We start from the raw sequence: 15,755 nt of genomic DNA on the forward strand, positions 1-15,755 counted from the left end.
CAAATCTATGTTCCTATTGTGTTAAAAATATTTATACCCAACGGGTTCGTTTTAATGCATCGAATCTTGTTTTTGAGTCTAGTAAAAATGAATGTTTTTATGTGTTAAAAACATTTTATAGCTTCAACTTATAAAACTACAACGTTATAACTTGTAGAACTAGTAGGGTTTGGCAGTCAATAAAATCTCTTTTTTGTACTTTTATACTGTCAAACCTAAAAAAGCGTCCATTTTGATAAATTTCAATCCATTACAACTATTCCAGACAAAAGGAAAAATCAAGAAAGTTTTTAGAGAAGCAAAAGCTTCTTACCTGAACCGAATTCGCTTTGCTGTTGGAATGTTTTATTTTGGAATGGGATTAAGTTTTGCAACTTGGGCAAGCAGGATTCCAGATATTAAAACCGCTTTGCACTTAACCGAAGGTGATTTAGGTTCTATTCTTTTCGCCTTACCAATGGGACAGTTAGTTATCATGCCATTTTCAGGTAAAATGGTCACTAAATTTGGAAGTCACCGTATTTTGGTATTTTCTTTAATTATGTATGTTCTATGCTTGGCAAATTTAGGATTAGCAACGTCAGCTCTGCAGTTATCGTTAGGTCTGTTTTTGTTTGGATTATTCGGGAACTTGGCAAACATTGCTGTTAATACACAAGGTGTTTATACCGAAGTTCTTTTTAAAAAAACAATCATGTCTTCGTTTCATGGCATGTGGAGTTTTGCCGGATTTACAGGAGCATTAGTAGGATTGGGAATGTTAGCACTAAATTTAACACCTTTACATCATTTTCTCATTGTTGGCGGCGTAGTACTTTTAATGGTCGTTTTTAATTTTAAATATTTGGTCAAAGCCAAAGAAAAAATTAAACATACTGCCGAAAAGAAAAAACTGTTTACAAAACCAGACAGCGCATTAATTTGGCTTGGTGTTATTGGATTTTGCAGTATGGCAAGCGAAGGAGTAATGTTTGACTGGAGTGGCGTTTACTTTAAAGATATAGTAAAAGCACCTGGACCATTAGTTATTTTAGGATATACTTCATTTATGATTATGATGGCCGGCGGAAGGTTTCTAGGCGACGGATTGATCAATAAATTTGGACGTGAACGTGTAATGCAAATTAGCGGAATCTTAATTTCTGCGGGACTTTTTACAGCAGTTTTTCTTCCTTATATTATTCCGTGTACAATTGCCTTTATGGCAGTTGGTTTAGGTGTAGCAACTATTGTTCCCACAGTTTACAGTATGGCTGGAAAAAATCCAACTGTTCCGCCGGGAGAAGCATTAACAATCGTTTCAAGTGTTAGTTTTCTAGGTTTCTTAATGGGACCGCCAGTTATCGGACATATTGCTCAAAATTTCGGGCTTCAGTTTTCTTTTGCTTTTATCGGAATCTTTGGTGTTCTTATTGCCTTTATGGTTTCTAAAATTAGAACAACAGCTTAAATATTTTTGCCTTCAGACTTCATAAATTAATATGTAACCCTTAAATTTTGTAAGAATTTATTTTCTTTTACGATAATTTATCTATATTTGAACTCTTTGTTGTTTGTATTATCAACAAGACAAATCTCTTTTCCAAAAGCCAATTTTATTTTTTGAATAGGATTAATATCCGAAAACAATTTTCAAAATAAATTGGAATTTTAATGGTAAAAAAATACATTGTCTTTTTTATTCTAGGGTCTTTTAGTTTTGCTTTTGCACAAGAAACAATCTTTAGAGGAGTTGTTATTGATTCAAAAACGCAAAACCCTCTCGAGAATGTTGTAGTAAGCATTCAAAATTCTTCTATAACAAAACTTACTTCTAAAAGCGGCAAATTTGAACTGCATTCTTCTATAGAAGGAGAACAGCTGCTTTTGATTCACAATCAAAACTGCAAAGATTTACTTCTAAAAATTCATTCAAATTTTGGTCAGATTATATATCTCGGCGTATTACAGTTAGAAGATATTTATTCAGATGAAGTCCCTGCCGCATTGATAACTTTATTAGATAGTGATTTGTCTGATGATAACAGCTCGTCAGAAATGACTTCAGGGCTTTTGCAGTCTTCAAAAGATGCTTTTATGCAAGCATCAGCATTTAATTGGAGTCAGGCAAGATTTAGGATTCGTGGTCTGGACAGCGAAAACGGCACCATGATGCTGAACGGAATGACGATGAATAAAATCTACGATGGGAGACCGCAATGGAACAATTGGGGCGGATTAAATAATGTGCTTCGCAATCAGGATTTTTCGATTGGAACAGCAGCTTCAAACTATACTTTTGGCGGTATTCTGGGAACGCAGCAGATTTTTACACGAGCCTCTTTATATCGAAAAGGAGCACAGTTTACCTTCTCAGGAAGTAATACAACTTATAGTTTACGCGCAATTGGAACATATGCTTCAGGAATGAATGCTTCGGGTTGGGCTTATGTGGTTTCAGTAGGTAAAAGATGGGCAGGCGAAGGTTATTTTGAAGGAACAAATTTTGATGCCGATTCTTTTTTTATGAGCATCGAAAAGAAATTAAATAATAAACATTCTCTCAATTTTACAGGGTTTTATACGCCAAATTCCCGTGGGAAAAATTCTCCAAATACAGCAGAAGTAACTAGTTTAATGGGCGAAACCTACAATTCGTACTGGGGATTTCAGAATGAAAAAAAGCGAAATGCAAGAGTGAAAAAGGTTGAAGAACCTCTTTTTATGCTCAATCATTATTTTAAAATAGATGAAAAAACAAACCTAAATTCGAGTTTAATGTATCAATTTGGGAAAGTTGGAAACAGTAATATTGATTATCAAAATGCAGATAGTCCCGATCCAGTTTATTATAGAAAAATGCCAAGTTATTTTAGCTCACTTTATGCAAAAGATAAAGGAGAGTTTTCAGGTGAATTTACTCCAGATTATGAAAATGCAGAGAAAAGTAAAACCATATTTTTGGCAAATTCCCAAATAGATTGGAATGCCATGTATTTTGCAAATCAAAAACCAGGACAAAATGGTTACGAGCCAGCGCAAAGTCATTATATTTTATATGAAGATAGAACGGATGATAAAAGTTTTGCAGTAAATTCTAACTTAAATACTCAGATTACTCCAAATATTTCTTTTGACGGAGGCGTTACATATCGAAATTTAAAATCGCATAATTTTCAATATTTACTAGACCTTCTCGGCGGAAAATATTTTGAAGATATCGACCCATTTTATAAGGGAGATTTTTCTCAATCTGATCTGCAGAACCCAAATAGACAGGTAAAAGAGGGAGACGTTTTTGGTTACAATTATAATTTTTTAGCCAATACAATCGATGCTTTTACACAGTTTAAATTTTCTTATAAGAGAACCGATTTTTATTTGGCACAATCTTATTCGGTATCTAATTATCAAAGAGAAGGATTGTATCAAAACGGAATTTATGCCGCAACATCCTTAGGGAAAAGTGGGAAAGTAAATTTTGAGAATTTTGGTTTTAAAGGAGGCTTCACTTATAAAATTTCGGGAAAACAATGGCTGTTTTTTAATGGTGCTCATCTTACAAGAGCGCCGTCTCTTCGGAATACATTTTCAAATTCACGTTTAAATAATAATATAGTTAACGGAATCGAAAGTGAGAACATAAGCAGTGCCGAAGCCAATTATGTGTATAGTTCTCCAAAACTTAAAATGCGGTTAACGGCTTATTATACTTTAATTAAAAACACGTCAAAAACGTCTTTTTTCTATGCTGAAGGAATTTTTGATAATGGCGCAGGTTATGATGCAACTGATGCTTTTGTAAGTCAGACTTTAACACATTTGGACAAAAAAAATACGGGAGCAGAGCTGAGTTTCGAATATCAAATCTCATCAACATTAAAAACAACCTTAAGTACCGCTTATGGTAATTATGTTTACAACAGTAATCCAAATGTATCGATTACAAATGATGCGAATGCGACAAAAAATGGAGCGCAGACTACTTTTGACTTTGGTTCCGCCTATCTTAAAAACTACAAACAATCTGGAACACCTCAAAGCGCCTTTTCAGTTGGTTTGGAATATCGTGATCCTAAATTTTGGTGGATTGGAACTAATATAAATTATTTGACAGATAATTATATTGATGTTTCTCCAATTTCGCGAACTTCTCAGTTTTACATTAATCCCGCAAATGGATTTCCTTTTCCCGAAGCAACATCTGAAAGAGGGAATGAATTATTAAAACAAGAAAAATTTGATCCCATAACCTTATTAAATATTAATGGAGGGAAATCTTGGCGGGTTCATAAAAAATATATCGGACTTTTTGCCAGCGTCAATAATGTTCTGAATTCAATGTATAAAACAGGCGGTTTTGAACAGGCGCGGAATGCAAACTTTAGAGCTTTAAATCAAGATGTATCCAGCGGAACTCCTTCTTTTGGACCAAAATATTACTATGGTTACGGCAGAACTTATTTCTTAAATCTCACAATCGGTTTATAAACGAAATTTATTTATCATGAAAAATATAATTCTAAACTCATTTTTTGCGTCAGTATTGCTATTTGTTTTCAGCTGCAACACCGAAGTTGAAACTCCAAAACTAGTTTGTACACAACCAGATTTTACCGTTAATAAAACAGTCGAAAAGGTGTATGAGCTTTCAAGCAGTACTGCAAAGCAATATTTATATGATGATATTATTGAAGCATATGTAGTATCGAGCGACGAAGGAGGAAATTTTTTTAAAACTATTTCACTGCAAACAAAAGCAGCGGTTAATAGTCCCGCAGTAGGGTTTAGTGTTTCAGTGGATGTTTCAAATACTTATATTGATTATCGCTTAGGGAACAAAGTTTATGTAAAACTCAAAAATCAATTCACAGATCTTTATTATGGAGGTTTAAGAATAGGAAGTTTATATGTTAGCAATTCAGGTGATCCTGCAATTGGCAGAATTTCCCAAAATGATTTTAAGAATGTATTAAATGCTTCGTGTACTATAATTGATGAAAACCAATTAGTAGAGTCGCTTTCAATAGAAGAAGCACTCGTAGATAGTAAATTAAATACATTAATAGAGTTCAATGATGTAGAGTTTACAGAAGCAGCTCTTGATCGCCATTATTTTGAAGAATCAAATAATGTGGGAGGATCAACAAATTGGAATCTTCGTGATAAAACGGGAAATCAAATTATTTTTAGAACAAGCAGTTATGCAAAATTCGCAGATCATTTTGTGCCAAATGGAAGTGGAAAAGTTAGAGGAATTCTAACCAAATATGGTTCAGATTATCAATTGATGGTACGATCAGAAAATGATGTTGTAATGAATGGGAAAAGAAATACTCCGTTTTTTTCAGAAGATTTTCAAACAGTTAAAAACAATGTCAATTTTGCACTTCCCGGGTGGAGTAATATTGTAGAAAAAGCAACAAAATTATGGAAGAGTATCGTTTATGCAGGAAATGGCTATGCCGAATTTAATACCACAAGCACAACTGCTGCAGAAAATATTGCTTGGCTGGTTTCTCCTAAAATTAATTTAACAGGATATAAGAATGCGGTATTGTCTTTTAGAAGTGCGCAACATGATTTAAAAGTTGATTCGCCGTTAAATACATTAGAAGTTTATGTTTCAACAAATTTTGATGGTTCGAATATAACAAAAGCAAAATGGACAAAACTGGACGCAAAGATTCCTGCACTTTCAACTCCCGTGCGTCAATTTATAAGTTCTGGCGGTATCGATTTATCATCTTATTCAGGAAATATTCATATCGGTTTTAGATATGTAGGATCTGGAAAAGACAAAACGCTTAATGGTGCTTTTATGGTTGATGATGTAAAGATTTTTGGAGAAAAGTAAAAAAGAATTAGAAATTCAGTTTTAATCTGCTGCAGAGCATTTTGACCTTTTTTAAGCTTTTAATTGTTAATTTTTGACAGAATTTTGTATTTTGGTCATCCCAAATCAATACAAAAACAAAATGAAAATCTACTTTATTGCCATCATATTGATGGTATTTCCTCTCTTAGCACATAGCCAGGACGATACTCCTGTGAAATTAAAGCAAATCAACATTGTAAAAACAAATTACCAAAACTCAAAAGACGGTGAAATTGTAAACAAGACAGTTGTATTTAAAGATGGTAAACTTCAAACAATTACCACTTCAGACGTTATTCAGCATTTTTTTTATAATAAAAATGGTTTGCTTGATATGACGGTTAAAGACAAAGTAGGCAGCGACTGGAAAGAAGTTATTAATTACACTTATAATGCCGATAATAACATTACTAAATTTGTAAAAAAATACCAAGAAGGACCTGACTATATAACAAAAGTGGTCACTTTTATATACGAAGGAGCTCGAGTAAAAGTAACTACGAAAAAAAGTACAAATCATCAGAATTTAGTTGATGATATTGAATATATAGTAGAAAATGGAATTATTGTAAGGCGTACTTCTCGTGATAGAAACAAGGCAATTATCGGGAAAATCGAATATGTTTACGTAAACGATAATGTATCTAAACATAAAGGATTAGTTGGAGATAAAATTTCTAAATCATTCACTTATGATGATAAAAAATCTGTAGATCAGTTAATTGTTCAAAGCCTTTTTGGTGACAATTATAAAGTAATCGTTCCAATGATTTCTTATCATGAAGATGAATTTAGCTTTGAGTCAATTTCATACAACAACGAAATGAATTTTAGTCCGTCATCTGCTGTTTTAGTTGCTGTAAGCAGAAAATATAAATACAACAAATTAAATTTTCCAATTTCATGTTCACAAATTGAAGAAAACGGAATTGTAAAAACAGAGAAAACCTTTATTTACGAATAAATACGTTTTAAATCATTTTAAGCCATTTGTAAACAAGTTTTAGAAAAGAAAATCCTTTGTAAAACATGGTTTATAAATGGCTTATCTTTTTAAATACAATTTAAAAACCTAATTCTATAATTGTAAGTAGCAGGCAAATCATTAAATTTGCAACTTATTCAAAGCTATGTTAGAAAAAGAAGTTATAAATTTTGAGAGAACTGCCATTGTTGGTATTGTAACTCAAAATCAAAGTGAGGAAAAACTTAACGAATATTTGGACGAGTTAGAGTTTTTAACTTTTACCGCTGGTGGTGAAGTTATAAAACGTTTTTCGCAAAAAATGGAGCGTCCAAACCCGAAGACATTTGTTGGTACGGGAAAAATTGATGAGATCAATCTTTTTGTAAAAGAAAACAATATATCGACTTTAATTTTTGATGATGAATTGTCGCCATCTCAACAAAAGAATATTTCAAGAATTATCGATTGTAAAATTCTTGACAGAACCAATTTGATTCTGGATATTTTTGCGCAGAGAGCCGAAACTTCATACGCAAGAACTCAGGTAGAATTGGCGCAATGCCAATATTTATTACCAAGACTTTCTGGTTTATGGACACACCTTGAGCGTCAAAAAGGTGGAATTGGTATGCGTGGTCCTGGTGAAACGGAGATTGAAACAGATAGGCGTATTGTACGTGATCGTATTTCGCTTTTGAAGGATAAGATCAAAACAATCGACAAACAAATGAGTATTCAAAGAAGTAATCGCGGTGCAATGGTTCGTGTGGCTTTAGTTGGATATACAAACGTTGGAAAATCGACTTTGATGAATGCCATTGGTAAAAGTGATGTTTTTGTCGAAAACAAATTGTTCGCAACATTAGATACTACAGTTCGAAAAGTAGTAATTAAAAATCTGCCATTTTTACTTTCGGATACCGTTGGATTTATTCGAAAACTGCCAACACAATTGGTAGATTCTTTCAAAAGTACACTTGATGAGGTTCGTGAGGCCGATTTACTTTTGCATGTTGTAGATATTTCGCATCCAGATTTTGAAGATCATATCGAATCGGTAAATCAAACTTTACAGGAAATCAAAAGTAATGATAAGCCAACAATTATGGTTTTTAATAAAATCGACGCTTATAGACACTTGACTATTGATGAAGATGATTTGATTACAGAAAGAACAAGAAAACATTACACACTTGAGGAATGGAAACAAACTTGGATGAGTAATGTTGGAGAAAATAATACTTTGTTTATTTCGGCAACACAAAAGCAAAATTTTGAAGAATTTAGAGAAATGGTCTACGAAGCAGTTCGTCAGATTCATATAACGAGATTCCCGTACAATAAATTTTTGTATCCAGATTATAAGGATGCAGTTGAAAAAGAAGAAGAGGAGCAGGAATAAATTCAGTAAACGCAGAGAGCGTCAGAATTTAGTAAAACCCCAAAAAAACACAAAGTTCGCAAAGCTAAATCTATATATAGCTTTGCGAACTTTGTGTTTATATAAAAAACTCGATTTACAAAAAAACGTAGAGTTCTTTGTTCTAAAATACAAGCAGTTTCAAATTAGAATCCAAAATTAACTCCTAAACCAAATACTTCTCTAGTTTGAAGACCTGCAAACGCATTATCATCATAGATGGCTTGGAAGGCTAAGTTTGCTGAAAGGAATTTGTTTATTTTCATAACAATATTCAGCGAGTAATTGATGTCTACATTTTGTGGATCTTCTAAATAATTAGAGTAAAGATTTAAGGTGTTTTCAGCTGTTACGTTGGTCATGATTGCTAATTTATAATAAACAGAAGCATAAAAACCTAGTTCGTAACGCATGCTTTTATCAGCATCAACACCAAAATATGAACCATCAACATATGGAAGACCAGTAAATCTATCGATTCCAGTTGTATAAGCGTTGTCTACAAAAGTGAATTTTGAAGTTAGAGGCGCAAAATTTATTTTAAGATTGTCATCTTTAGTCCAGTAAACACCTGGACCTGTTGTAAGATAACCAGGAGACATAAATTTAGTTTGTTCGGTCCTTATTTGCTTTCCATTGGCATCTTTATCATAGATGTAACCAGTAGAAAATTGTGTTCTAAAATTTAGAAAGTATGAGTAATACCATTGCCCAAAAGCTTTTTTCCCGACTATAGAATTGAATTCTAAACGGTCATCTGTTTTCTTTGTGTAGTCATCATTTTTGGTTTGAAGAAGACCGTATGATGCCAAAACTTTGTTATCCCAAGTTAAATCTTCTTTTTTGTAATTGAAATCATAATTGATTCCCAAAGTTCCAGAAAAGCTGTCTTCTCCTCCAGCAATCCAATTGTTAAAGCTTGACTGATTCAGCAAAAGAGACACGGTTCCTTTTGCTTTCCAGCCTTCTTTCTCAATAGTATCATTTATTTTTTTTACCGCTTTTTCGGTATTTTGAATTAATTCTTTTTCTGAATTTTGTGCCTGAACAAAAGTAAAGTTCGCTAAAATGAAGAGTAATAACGTCAGCTTTCTCATAGTTGTTTAGTTTAAGTGTATAAACAAATATACTAAAAAACTGTTAAAAGTACAGGACTTAATCGATCGTAAAAGCAGGTTATTTCTTAGATTCTTTGTATAGTGGTACTGCCGAACAAGCTTCGCCATACATTATACTCCTTGCAAATGGCTGTAAATAAGTCGCGGCCAAAATATAAGCACGCATTGGAACTGGTTTTCTTGAGCAGCCTTTTACAATTACAGGTTTGCTTTTGTAGGCTGAATAATCAATTTTACTTAAGATCTCTTCGTATAAACTAGCGTCTAAATCTTCGATAGTTCCATTGACTATTTTTTGGGCATAAGGCGCCAAATGAACACTTACTAAAATCAATGCCCAAGCTGGAACAATAGCATCTGTACTACAATTTACAGCAACATATTGGTCTTGGTATTGCGACCAATCGTGATTTTTAAGATGTTCCCTAAAGTCTTTTTCTTTCAATAAAAATCCCTCCAAAAGCCATTGTGAAATGTCAATTTGCGTACGAATTCCTTTTGGATAATAATCCTCTAAATCAAAAACTTCTAAAGCACTATTGACAACTTTATTGATGATTTCTTCCATATGAAAAATGGTTTCGAGTTTGAGGTTTCAAGTTTCAAGTTGCGTAACCTGAAACTTGAAACTTTAAACCTGAAACAAATATTAAAGCATTCCTAATTCTAATTTCGCTTCTTCGCTCATTAAATCTTTACTCCAAGGCGGATCAAAAGTAATTTCAACTTCTACATCTTTGATGTTTTCGATTGTTTTTACTTTTTCTTCAACTTCTCTTGGTAAACTTTCTGCAACTGGGCAGTTTGGAGAAGTTAATGTCATTAGGATTTTTACTTCGTAATCTGTATTTACCATTACATCGTAAATTAATCCTAATTCATAAATATCTACAGGAATCTCAGGATCGTAAATTCCTTTTAAAACTTTTACGATCGATTCTCCTAATTCGTTTGTGTCTATTTCTTGGCTCATTGTTTTTGTTTTTTCAGCCATATAAGTTATATAAGTTCATTTAAACATTGTGTTTGCTGTGTGTATAACAGCAGGCTTATAATTTCTTATATTACTTTTATAGTTTAAATTTAATTTTGTTTTTTAATCTTCTAGCCAGCGATATAACTCGTTGACGTATGTTTTTTGACATTCGTGGTAAATATTTGTAACATTAAAATTTATCATTAGCCCAATTGGCGAGTTTAAAAGCTTCATATAAGACATTAGTTTTGCAACATGAATCGGTATAATTTGATCGACTGATTTTAGTTCAAGAACTAAACAATTTTCAATAAATAAATCACATCTCAAATCTGATTCTAATTTTAAACCTTTATATTCGACTGGAATTACCAATTCAGATTTAAAATTAATTCCTCGTAAGGATAATTCTTTAATCATGCATTGATGGTAAATACTTTCTAAAAGTCCCGCTCCAATACTTTTATGAACCTCAATCGCTGCTCCATTAACTTGATAGATTAAATCCGTCAAATATTTCTTTGTAATCATCTGCCTTTTTTAGCAATAATAAGAAATAAAAAAGAAAGACAAAACTTACAATAATTATTTTCTACCATATAAGTTATATAAGTTCATTTAATAGAATGAGTACATTTTTTATACTTATCGACGCTCTTAATTTAAGCTACAAAACTTAAATTTTCTTACATCACTTATATGGTTTAAAATCTCTAGTTCTTGTTTTTTGCGTCAAAAGCCAAAGCGTACATTTTGATGTTTTTGATCATCGAAACCAAACCGTTGGCGCGTGTTGCAGATAAATGTTCTTTTAAACCAATTTCATCAATAAAATCAGTGTCAGCATTTATAATGTCTTCTGCTTTTTGATTGGAGAAAGCACGAATTAAAATTGCGATTATTCCTTTTGTCAAAATAGCATCACTATCAGCAGTAAAAACAATTTTATCATCTTTTTGTTCGCCTTGAAGCCAAACTTTAGATTGACAGCCTTTGATTAAATTCTCATCGGTTTTGTATTCTTCTTTAATTAATGGAAGACTTTTTCCTAGTTCGATGATGTATTCATAACGCTGCATCCAGTCGTCAAACATTGAAAATTCGTCTATTATTTCGTTTTGAATTTCTTTTATTGTCATAATTATTCTTTAGCAAAATCGACTAGTAAATTAACCAGTTTTTCTATTTCCTTTGGCGGAAAACCATTGTCGAAACCTTTTGTTTCGTAGGTTTTTTGATTTTGAGTTATTTTTAAATTTCCAATTGCAGCGCCGTCATAAAAACGTTTTTCTGTTGGAGCTTTCAAATTCGGAATATTTTCTAAATTTATTTTCGAAAATTCAGCTGCAATTTGTTTCCATTTTGCATCATCAATTTTTATTTCTGCAGCTTCCGCATTTCTGCCGTTAGTAACTGTTGCTGTTTTATTTTGAACAATTATCTTTTTGTAAATTCCTCTTGAAACAGCAGTATACTCTAATTGCGTTTTGGTCATATCTGCATTTTTTTGACTGGAGCAGCTTGTTCCAATAAAAAGGGTTAAGAGTAATAAAGATAATATTCTCATACAAAAGGTTTTTAGCTCAGCATTGTTTGGGCTTTCTTAACTGCATCCACCATTAGATCAATTTCTTCTTTGGTATTATAAAAAGAAAAAGAAGCACGAATCGTTCCCGGAATGCAGAAGAAATTCATAATAGGTTGTGCACAGTGATGTCCAGTTCTAACCGCAATTCCTAATTTGTCGATAATAGAACCAATATCATACGGGTGAATTCCATCAATATTAAATGAAACCACAGAAGCTTTATTTTTTCCAGTTCCGTAGATTTTTAAACCTTCAATTTCAGATAAGCGCTTTGTAGCATATTCTAAAAGTTCGTGTTCATATTCCTGAATATTTTCGAAACCTATGTTATTTAAATAATCAATAGCAGTTCCTAAAACAATTCCGCCAGCAATATTTGGAGTTCCGGCTTCAAATTTATGTGGAAGATCAGCATAAGTAGTTTTCTCGAAAGTAACTTCTTTGATCATCTCGCCGCCGCCTTGATAAGGAGGAAGTTTATTTAACCATTCTTCTTTTCCATATAAAATTCCTGTTCCAGTTGGACCACACATTTTATGTCCTGAAAAAGCATAAAAATCACAATCTAATTCCTGAACATCTGGTTTTAAATGTGGAACAGCCTGAGCACCGTCAATTAAAACGGCAGCGCCAACAGCATGTGCCTTATCAATAATATACTTAATTGGATTAATGATTCCCAGTGCGTTCGAAATATGATTTACAGTAACCACTTTTGTTTTTTCTGAAAGCAAAGCATCAAATTCTTCGATGATTAATTCTCCATTTTCATTCATCGGAATTACTTTCAAAACAGCTCCAGTTTTTTCACATAACATTTGCCAAGGCACAATATTACTATGATGCTCTAGTGAAGAAACAATTACTTCGTCGCCTGATTTCAAGATTGAAGCAAAACCATTTGTAACTAAGTTAATTCCGTGCGTAGTTCCCGAAGTAAAAAGTACTTCGTGAGCGTGTTTTGCATTTATATGGTCTTTTACTTTACCACGAGAAATCTCGTAAGCATCAGTAGCTAATTGGCTTAAAGTGTGAACGCCACGGTGAATATTGGCATTAATTTCCTGATAATATTTTACTTCGGCATCAATCACGATTTGTGGTTTTTGCGAAGTAGCTCCGTTGTCGAAATATACTAAAGGTTTTCCGTTTACTTTTTGTGAAAGTATCGGAAAATCAGCTCTTATTTTTTGAATATCTAGCATGTCTTATTTAGAAAAAATCTATTTACAAAAGTACTAAAACAAAATTGTTTTATACGGCAATTCTATAATTTCCTTTTATAGCGCCATTGTTAGAAGGCTTAAATGCTGATTCCTTAAAAATCAATTCAGTTTTCTGAATTATCCGAAACATATTTGTAAATTGAGTTCTAAAATCGTGAACATAAATTATTTATATTGCATAAAAATATCTAAATAGTCATGAAAAAGTTTCTTAAAGTATTTCTGCTTGTTTTGGTTCTTGCATTTTTGTATTTCGGATTTACAACTTATCCGAAACTTGATTTGATTTCTGGTTTCTCGGCCAAAAGTGTCGCGTCAGGACATTTTATCGATAACCGTCCATTGGATTTAATTGAAAAAACAGACAATGATATCGATATGATTGATTTGGCTAAAAATTCAATAGATGATGCTGGAAAATTTGCAGTTTCATCTGTTTATGGACTGAAAGAAAGAAAAGCAATTTACAGAGAAGGTTTGGGAGCTTTATTAATCAATGATGATTTTGATATTTCGAAACCGTATTTACTTCCTAAAAGAACAAAATTAGTTAATAATCTTCCTTTTCCGTACGGAAATAATGAACCAAAAGATTCTGCTTTCGCGAATGTTGATTATTTAAAATTAAAAAAAGCGGTTGACGATTCTTTTGATAAAGATGGCGGAAAAAAGAAAAGAACACGTGCCGTTGTTGTTTTATATAAAGACAAATTAATTGCCGAAAAATACGATACAGGTTTTAATAAAGACAGTAAAATTTTAGGCTGGTCGATGACAAAAAGTATCACAAGTTCGGCTTTTGGAGTTTTGGCTAAACAAGGAAAAATTGATATTTACAAACCAGCACCAATCAAAGAATGGCAAAATGACGAACGCAAAAATATTACAGTAAATGATTTGCTTCATATGAATTCTGGTTTAGAATGGGAAGAGAATTACAGCACAATCTGCGATGCCACACAAATGCTTTTCCAGTCTGAAGATATGGGAAAAGTACAAATGGATAAACCAGCTAAATTTAAACCAAACACACATTGGTATTATTCATCAGGAACAACCAATTTATTATCTCGAATTTTAAGAAGCCAATTTAAAACGCAGCAAGAATATCTTGATTTTTGGTACAGCGCCGTAATCGACAAAATCGGAATGAACTCGATGATTGTAGAGCAAGATATGTCGGGAACTTTTGTAGGTTCGTCTTACGGATGGGCAACGCCAAGAGACTGGTCAAAATTTGGATTGTTGTACCTTCATAAAGGAAACTGGAATGGAGAACAAATTTTGGATGAAAGCTGGGTAAAATACACAGCTACACCAACCAATACTTCTGAAGGAAAATATGGAGCTCAATTTTGGCTAAACGCCGGAGGAAAATTTCCAGACGTTCCTCGTGATATGTTTTATTGCAGTGGATATCAAGGGCAAATGGTGGCGATTATTCCGTGTTTGGATATGGTTATCGTGAGAATGGGAGTAAAGGAAGAGGAGCCGGGATTTGATTTTAATGGGTTTTTGAAGGGGATAATTGAGAGTGTGAAGAATAATTAGAATGATATTTCCTATTTGTCTAGATTGACATAATAATTTATATATTAGCTGTTTAAAAAACTATTTTTTATACTTCTGGATTAGAAAATAATATATCAAAATTTGAAAATAAAAAAAGAATGCAGGAGTTGAAAATTATAAGTATTGATGCAGTTCTCGAAGGAGGAAGTTCTAAACCATTATTAATAACAGCTATTGGCGAAGATAAGATTGTAGCACAGTACGTGATGAAGGTTTTTAAAAAAGACTACATTGAGCAAAATTACACTGTTGCAAAAGAAATTTTTATAAGTGAATTATGTAAAGAATTCAATCTAGAATCTCCAGAATATGCTTTAATTAAAATTGATCATTCTTTGTTGGTTGATTTTTATGATAAAGATTTTTTAGATAAAATTGATGATGGGTACAAATTTTGCAGTAAATATCATGGACAATATTTAATTTTTAATCCTTTAGTATCTTTGTCTTTTATAAAAGATTATGATATTGAAAATCTGTTTGCATTTGATAATATAATTATTAATACAGATAGAGGTGGATATCGAGATAAACCTAATTTATTAATTAATGATTCCAGCATTTTGCTTATTGATCATGAATTAACTATTCCGTTTATAAATAATTCAAGTGAAGATCCTAATTTTTTTAATTACTTAAGAAATTATCAGTATCAAAGGCATATTTTGATAAGACATTTAAAGGAATTGAAAAATAAAAATAATCTTTTTGCTGAGTTTTTCGAATTGTTAAAAACTGTAAATGTTAAGAGATTTAATTTAATTTTTGATGACTTAGATCGGTTTGACGTAAAATATGGCGATAGAGATAAAATATTTTCGTATCTTAATTGGATAAAAAACAATAGTACATTTATTAGTAACCATTTAATTGGAATAATAAGATGAAAAATGATTTCTATAAATACTGCATACTTAAATATAAACATAATGTTTTTCTCGAGGAAAGCATAAATATTGGTATTCTTGTGTTTTTTAGTAATACCAAAAAATTTTCGTTTACTTACTCTAAAAATTTAAGTAGAATAAAAT

General features: G+C 32.1%; 15 protein-coding genes. 8 read left to right on the plus strand and 7 right to left on the minus strand.

The genetic code is table 11. The features are described 5' to 3' along the window. Positions 1 to 232: 232 nt before the first annotated feature. The 5 genes from B0A81_RS16025 to hflX all read left to right on the plus strand — a co-directional run bounded on the left by B0A81_RS16025 (position 233) and on the right by hflX (position 8,226). Entirely contained in the window at positions 233 to 1,450 is a 1,218-nt protein-coding gene (locus B0A81_RS16025; RefSeq protein WP_089058950.1) for an MFS transporter, read from the plus strand. Between the two features lie 203 nt (positions 1,451 to 1,653). Continuing rightward, complete coding sequence (locus B0A81_RS16030; RefSeq protein ID WP_089058951.1) at positions 1,654 to 4,470, plus strand: peptidase associated domain and porin domain-containing protein; 2,817 nt, start codon at positions 1,654 to 1,656, stop codon at positions 4,468 to 4,470. A 16-nt stretch (positions 4,471 to 4,486) separates the two neighbouring features. Continuing rightward, positions 4,487 to 5,836, plus strand: coding sequence for a DUF5689 domain-containing protein (locus tag B0A81_RS16035; protein ID WP_089058952.1), 1,350 nt, complete (start codon positions 4,487 to 4,489; stop codon positions 5,834 to 5,836). A 121-nt stretch (positions 5,837 to 5,957) separates the two neighbouring features. Next, positions 5,958 to 6,821, plus strand: coding sequence for a hypothetical protein (locus B0A81_RS16040; protein WP_089058953.1), 864 nt, complete (start codon positions 5,958 to 5,960; stop codon positions 6,819 to 6,821). Positions 6,822 to 6,987: 166 nt separating this feature from the next. Beyond that, positions 6,988 to 8,226: a GTPase HflX gene (hflX, locus tag B0A81_RS16045; RefSeq protein ID WP_089058954.1), complete on the plus strand. Its 1,239-nt coding sequence runs from the start codon at positions 6,988 to 6,990 to the stop codon at positions 8,224 to 8,226. Between the two features lie 164 nt (positions 8,227 to 8,390). On the opposite strand, the gene B0A81_RS16055 is transcribed toward hflX, so the two are convergent. The 7 genes from B0A81_RS16055 to B0A81_RS16085 form a co-directional block, all read right to left on the minus strand. Continuing rightward, complete coding sequence (locus tag B0A81_RS16055) at positions 8,391 to 9,341, minus strand: DUF3078 domain-containing protein (protein WP_089058956.1); 951 nt, start codon at positions 9,339 to 9,341, stop codon at positions 8,391 to 8,393. A 79-nt stretch (positions 9,342 to 9,420) separates the two neighbouring features. Next, complete coding sequence (locus B0A81_RS16060; RefSeq protein WP_089058957.1) at positions 9,421 to 9,930, minus strand: DUF2480 family protein; 510 nt, start codon at positions 9,928 to 9,930, stop codon at positions 9,421 to 9,423. Positions 9,931 to 10,011: 81 nt separating this feature from the next. Further along, positions 10,012 to 10,335 (minus strand): SUF system Fe-S cluster assembly protein, encoded by a 324-nt coding sequence (locus B0A81_RS16065; protein ID WP_089058970.1) that lies wholly within the window; start codon positions 10,333 to 10,335, stop codon positions 10,012 to 10,014. Positions 10,336 to 10,458: 123 nt separating this feature from the next. Next, entirely contained in the window at positions 10,459 to 10,869 is a 411-nt protein-coding gene (locus B0A81_RS16070) for a GxxExxY protein (RefSeq protein WP_089058958.1), read from the minus strand. Between the two features lie 182 nt (positions 10,870 to 11,051). Next, the gene (locus B0A81_RS16075) at positions 11,052 to 11,477 is read right to left on the minus strand and encodes a SufE family protein (RefSeq protein ID WP_089058959.1); all 426 of its coding nucleotides are present in this window, start codon (positions 11,475 to 11,477) and stop codon (positions 11,052 to 11,054) included. Positions 11,478 to 11,479: 2 nt separating this feature from the next. After that, on the minus strand, positions 11,480 to 11,905 hold the full coding sequence (locus B0A81_RS16080) for a protein kinase family protein (protein WP_089058960.1): 426 nt from the start codon (positions 11,903 to 11,905) through the stop codon (positions 11,480 to 11,482). Positions 11,906 to 11,916: 11 nt separating this feature from the next. After that, positions 11,917 to 13,131: an aminotransferase class V-fold PLP-dependent enzyme gene (locus B0A81_RS16085; protein ID WP_089058961.1), complete on the minus strand. Its 1,215-nt coding sequence runs from the start codon at positions 13,129 to 13,131 to the stop codon at positions 11,917 to 11,919. 219 nt (positions 13,132 to 13,350) lie between these two features. On the opposite strand from B0A81_RS16085, the gene B0A81_RS16090 reads away from it, so the two are divergent. From B0A81_RS16090 to B0A81_RS21995, 3 genes are all read left to right on the plus strand, one after another. Continuing rightward, positions 13,351 to 14,703 carry a serine hydrolase domain-containing protein gene (locus tag B0A81_RS16090; RefSeq protein WP_089058962.1) on the plus strand — a complete coding sequence of 451 codons (1,353 nt, stop codon included), beginning with the start codon at positions 13,351 to 13,353 and terminating at the stop codon, positions 14,701 to 14,703. Positions 14,704 to 14,822: 119 nt separating this feature from the next. Further along, the gene (locus B0A81_RS16095; protein ID WP_089058963.1) at positions 14,823 to 15,611 is read left to right on the plus strand and encodes a HipA family kinase; all 789 of its coding nucleotides are present in this window, start codon (positions 14,823 to 14,825) and stop codon (positions 15,609 to 15,611) included. Next, a partial coding sequence (locus B0A81_RS21995; protein WP_123922198.1) for a DUF3037 domain-containing protein occupies positions 15,608 to 15,755 on the plus strand: 148 nt, incomplete at its 3' end. The genes B0A81_RS16095 and B0A81_RS21995, both read left to right, overlap by 4 nt.

The sequence above is a fragment of the Flavobacterium plurextorum genome (assembly GCF_002217395.1).
GTDB classification, from domain to species: domain Bacteria; phylum Bacteroidota; class Bacteroidia; order Flavobacteriales; family Flavobacteriaceae; genus Flavobacterium; species Flavobacterium plurextorum.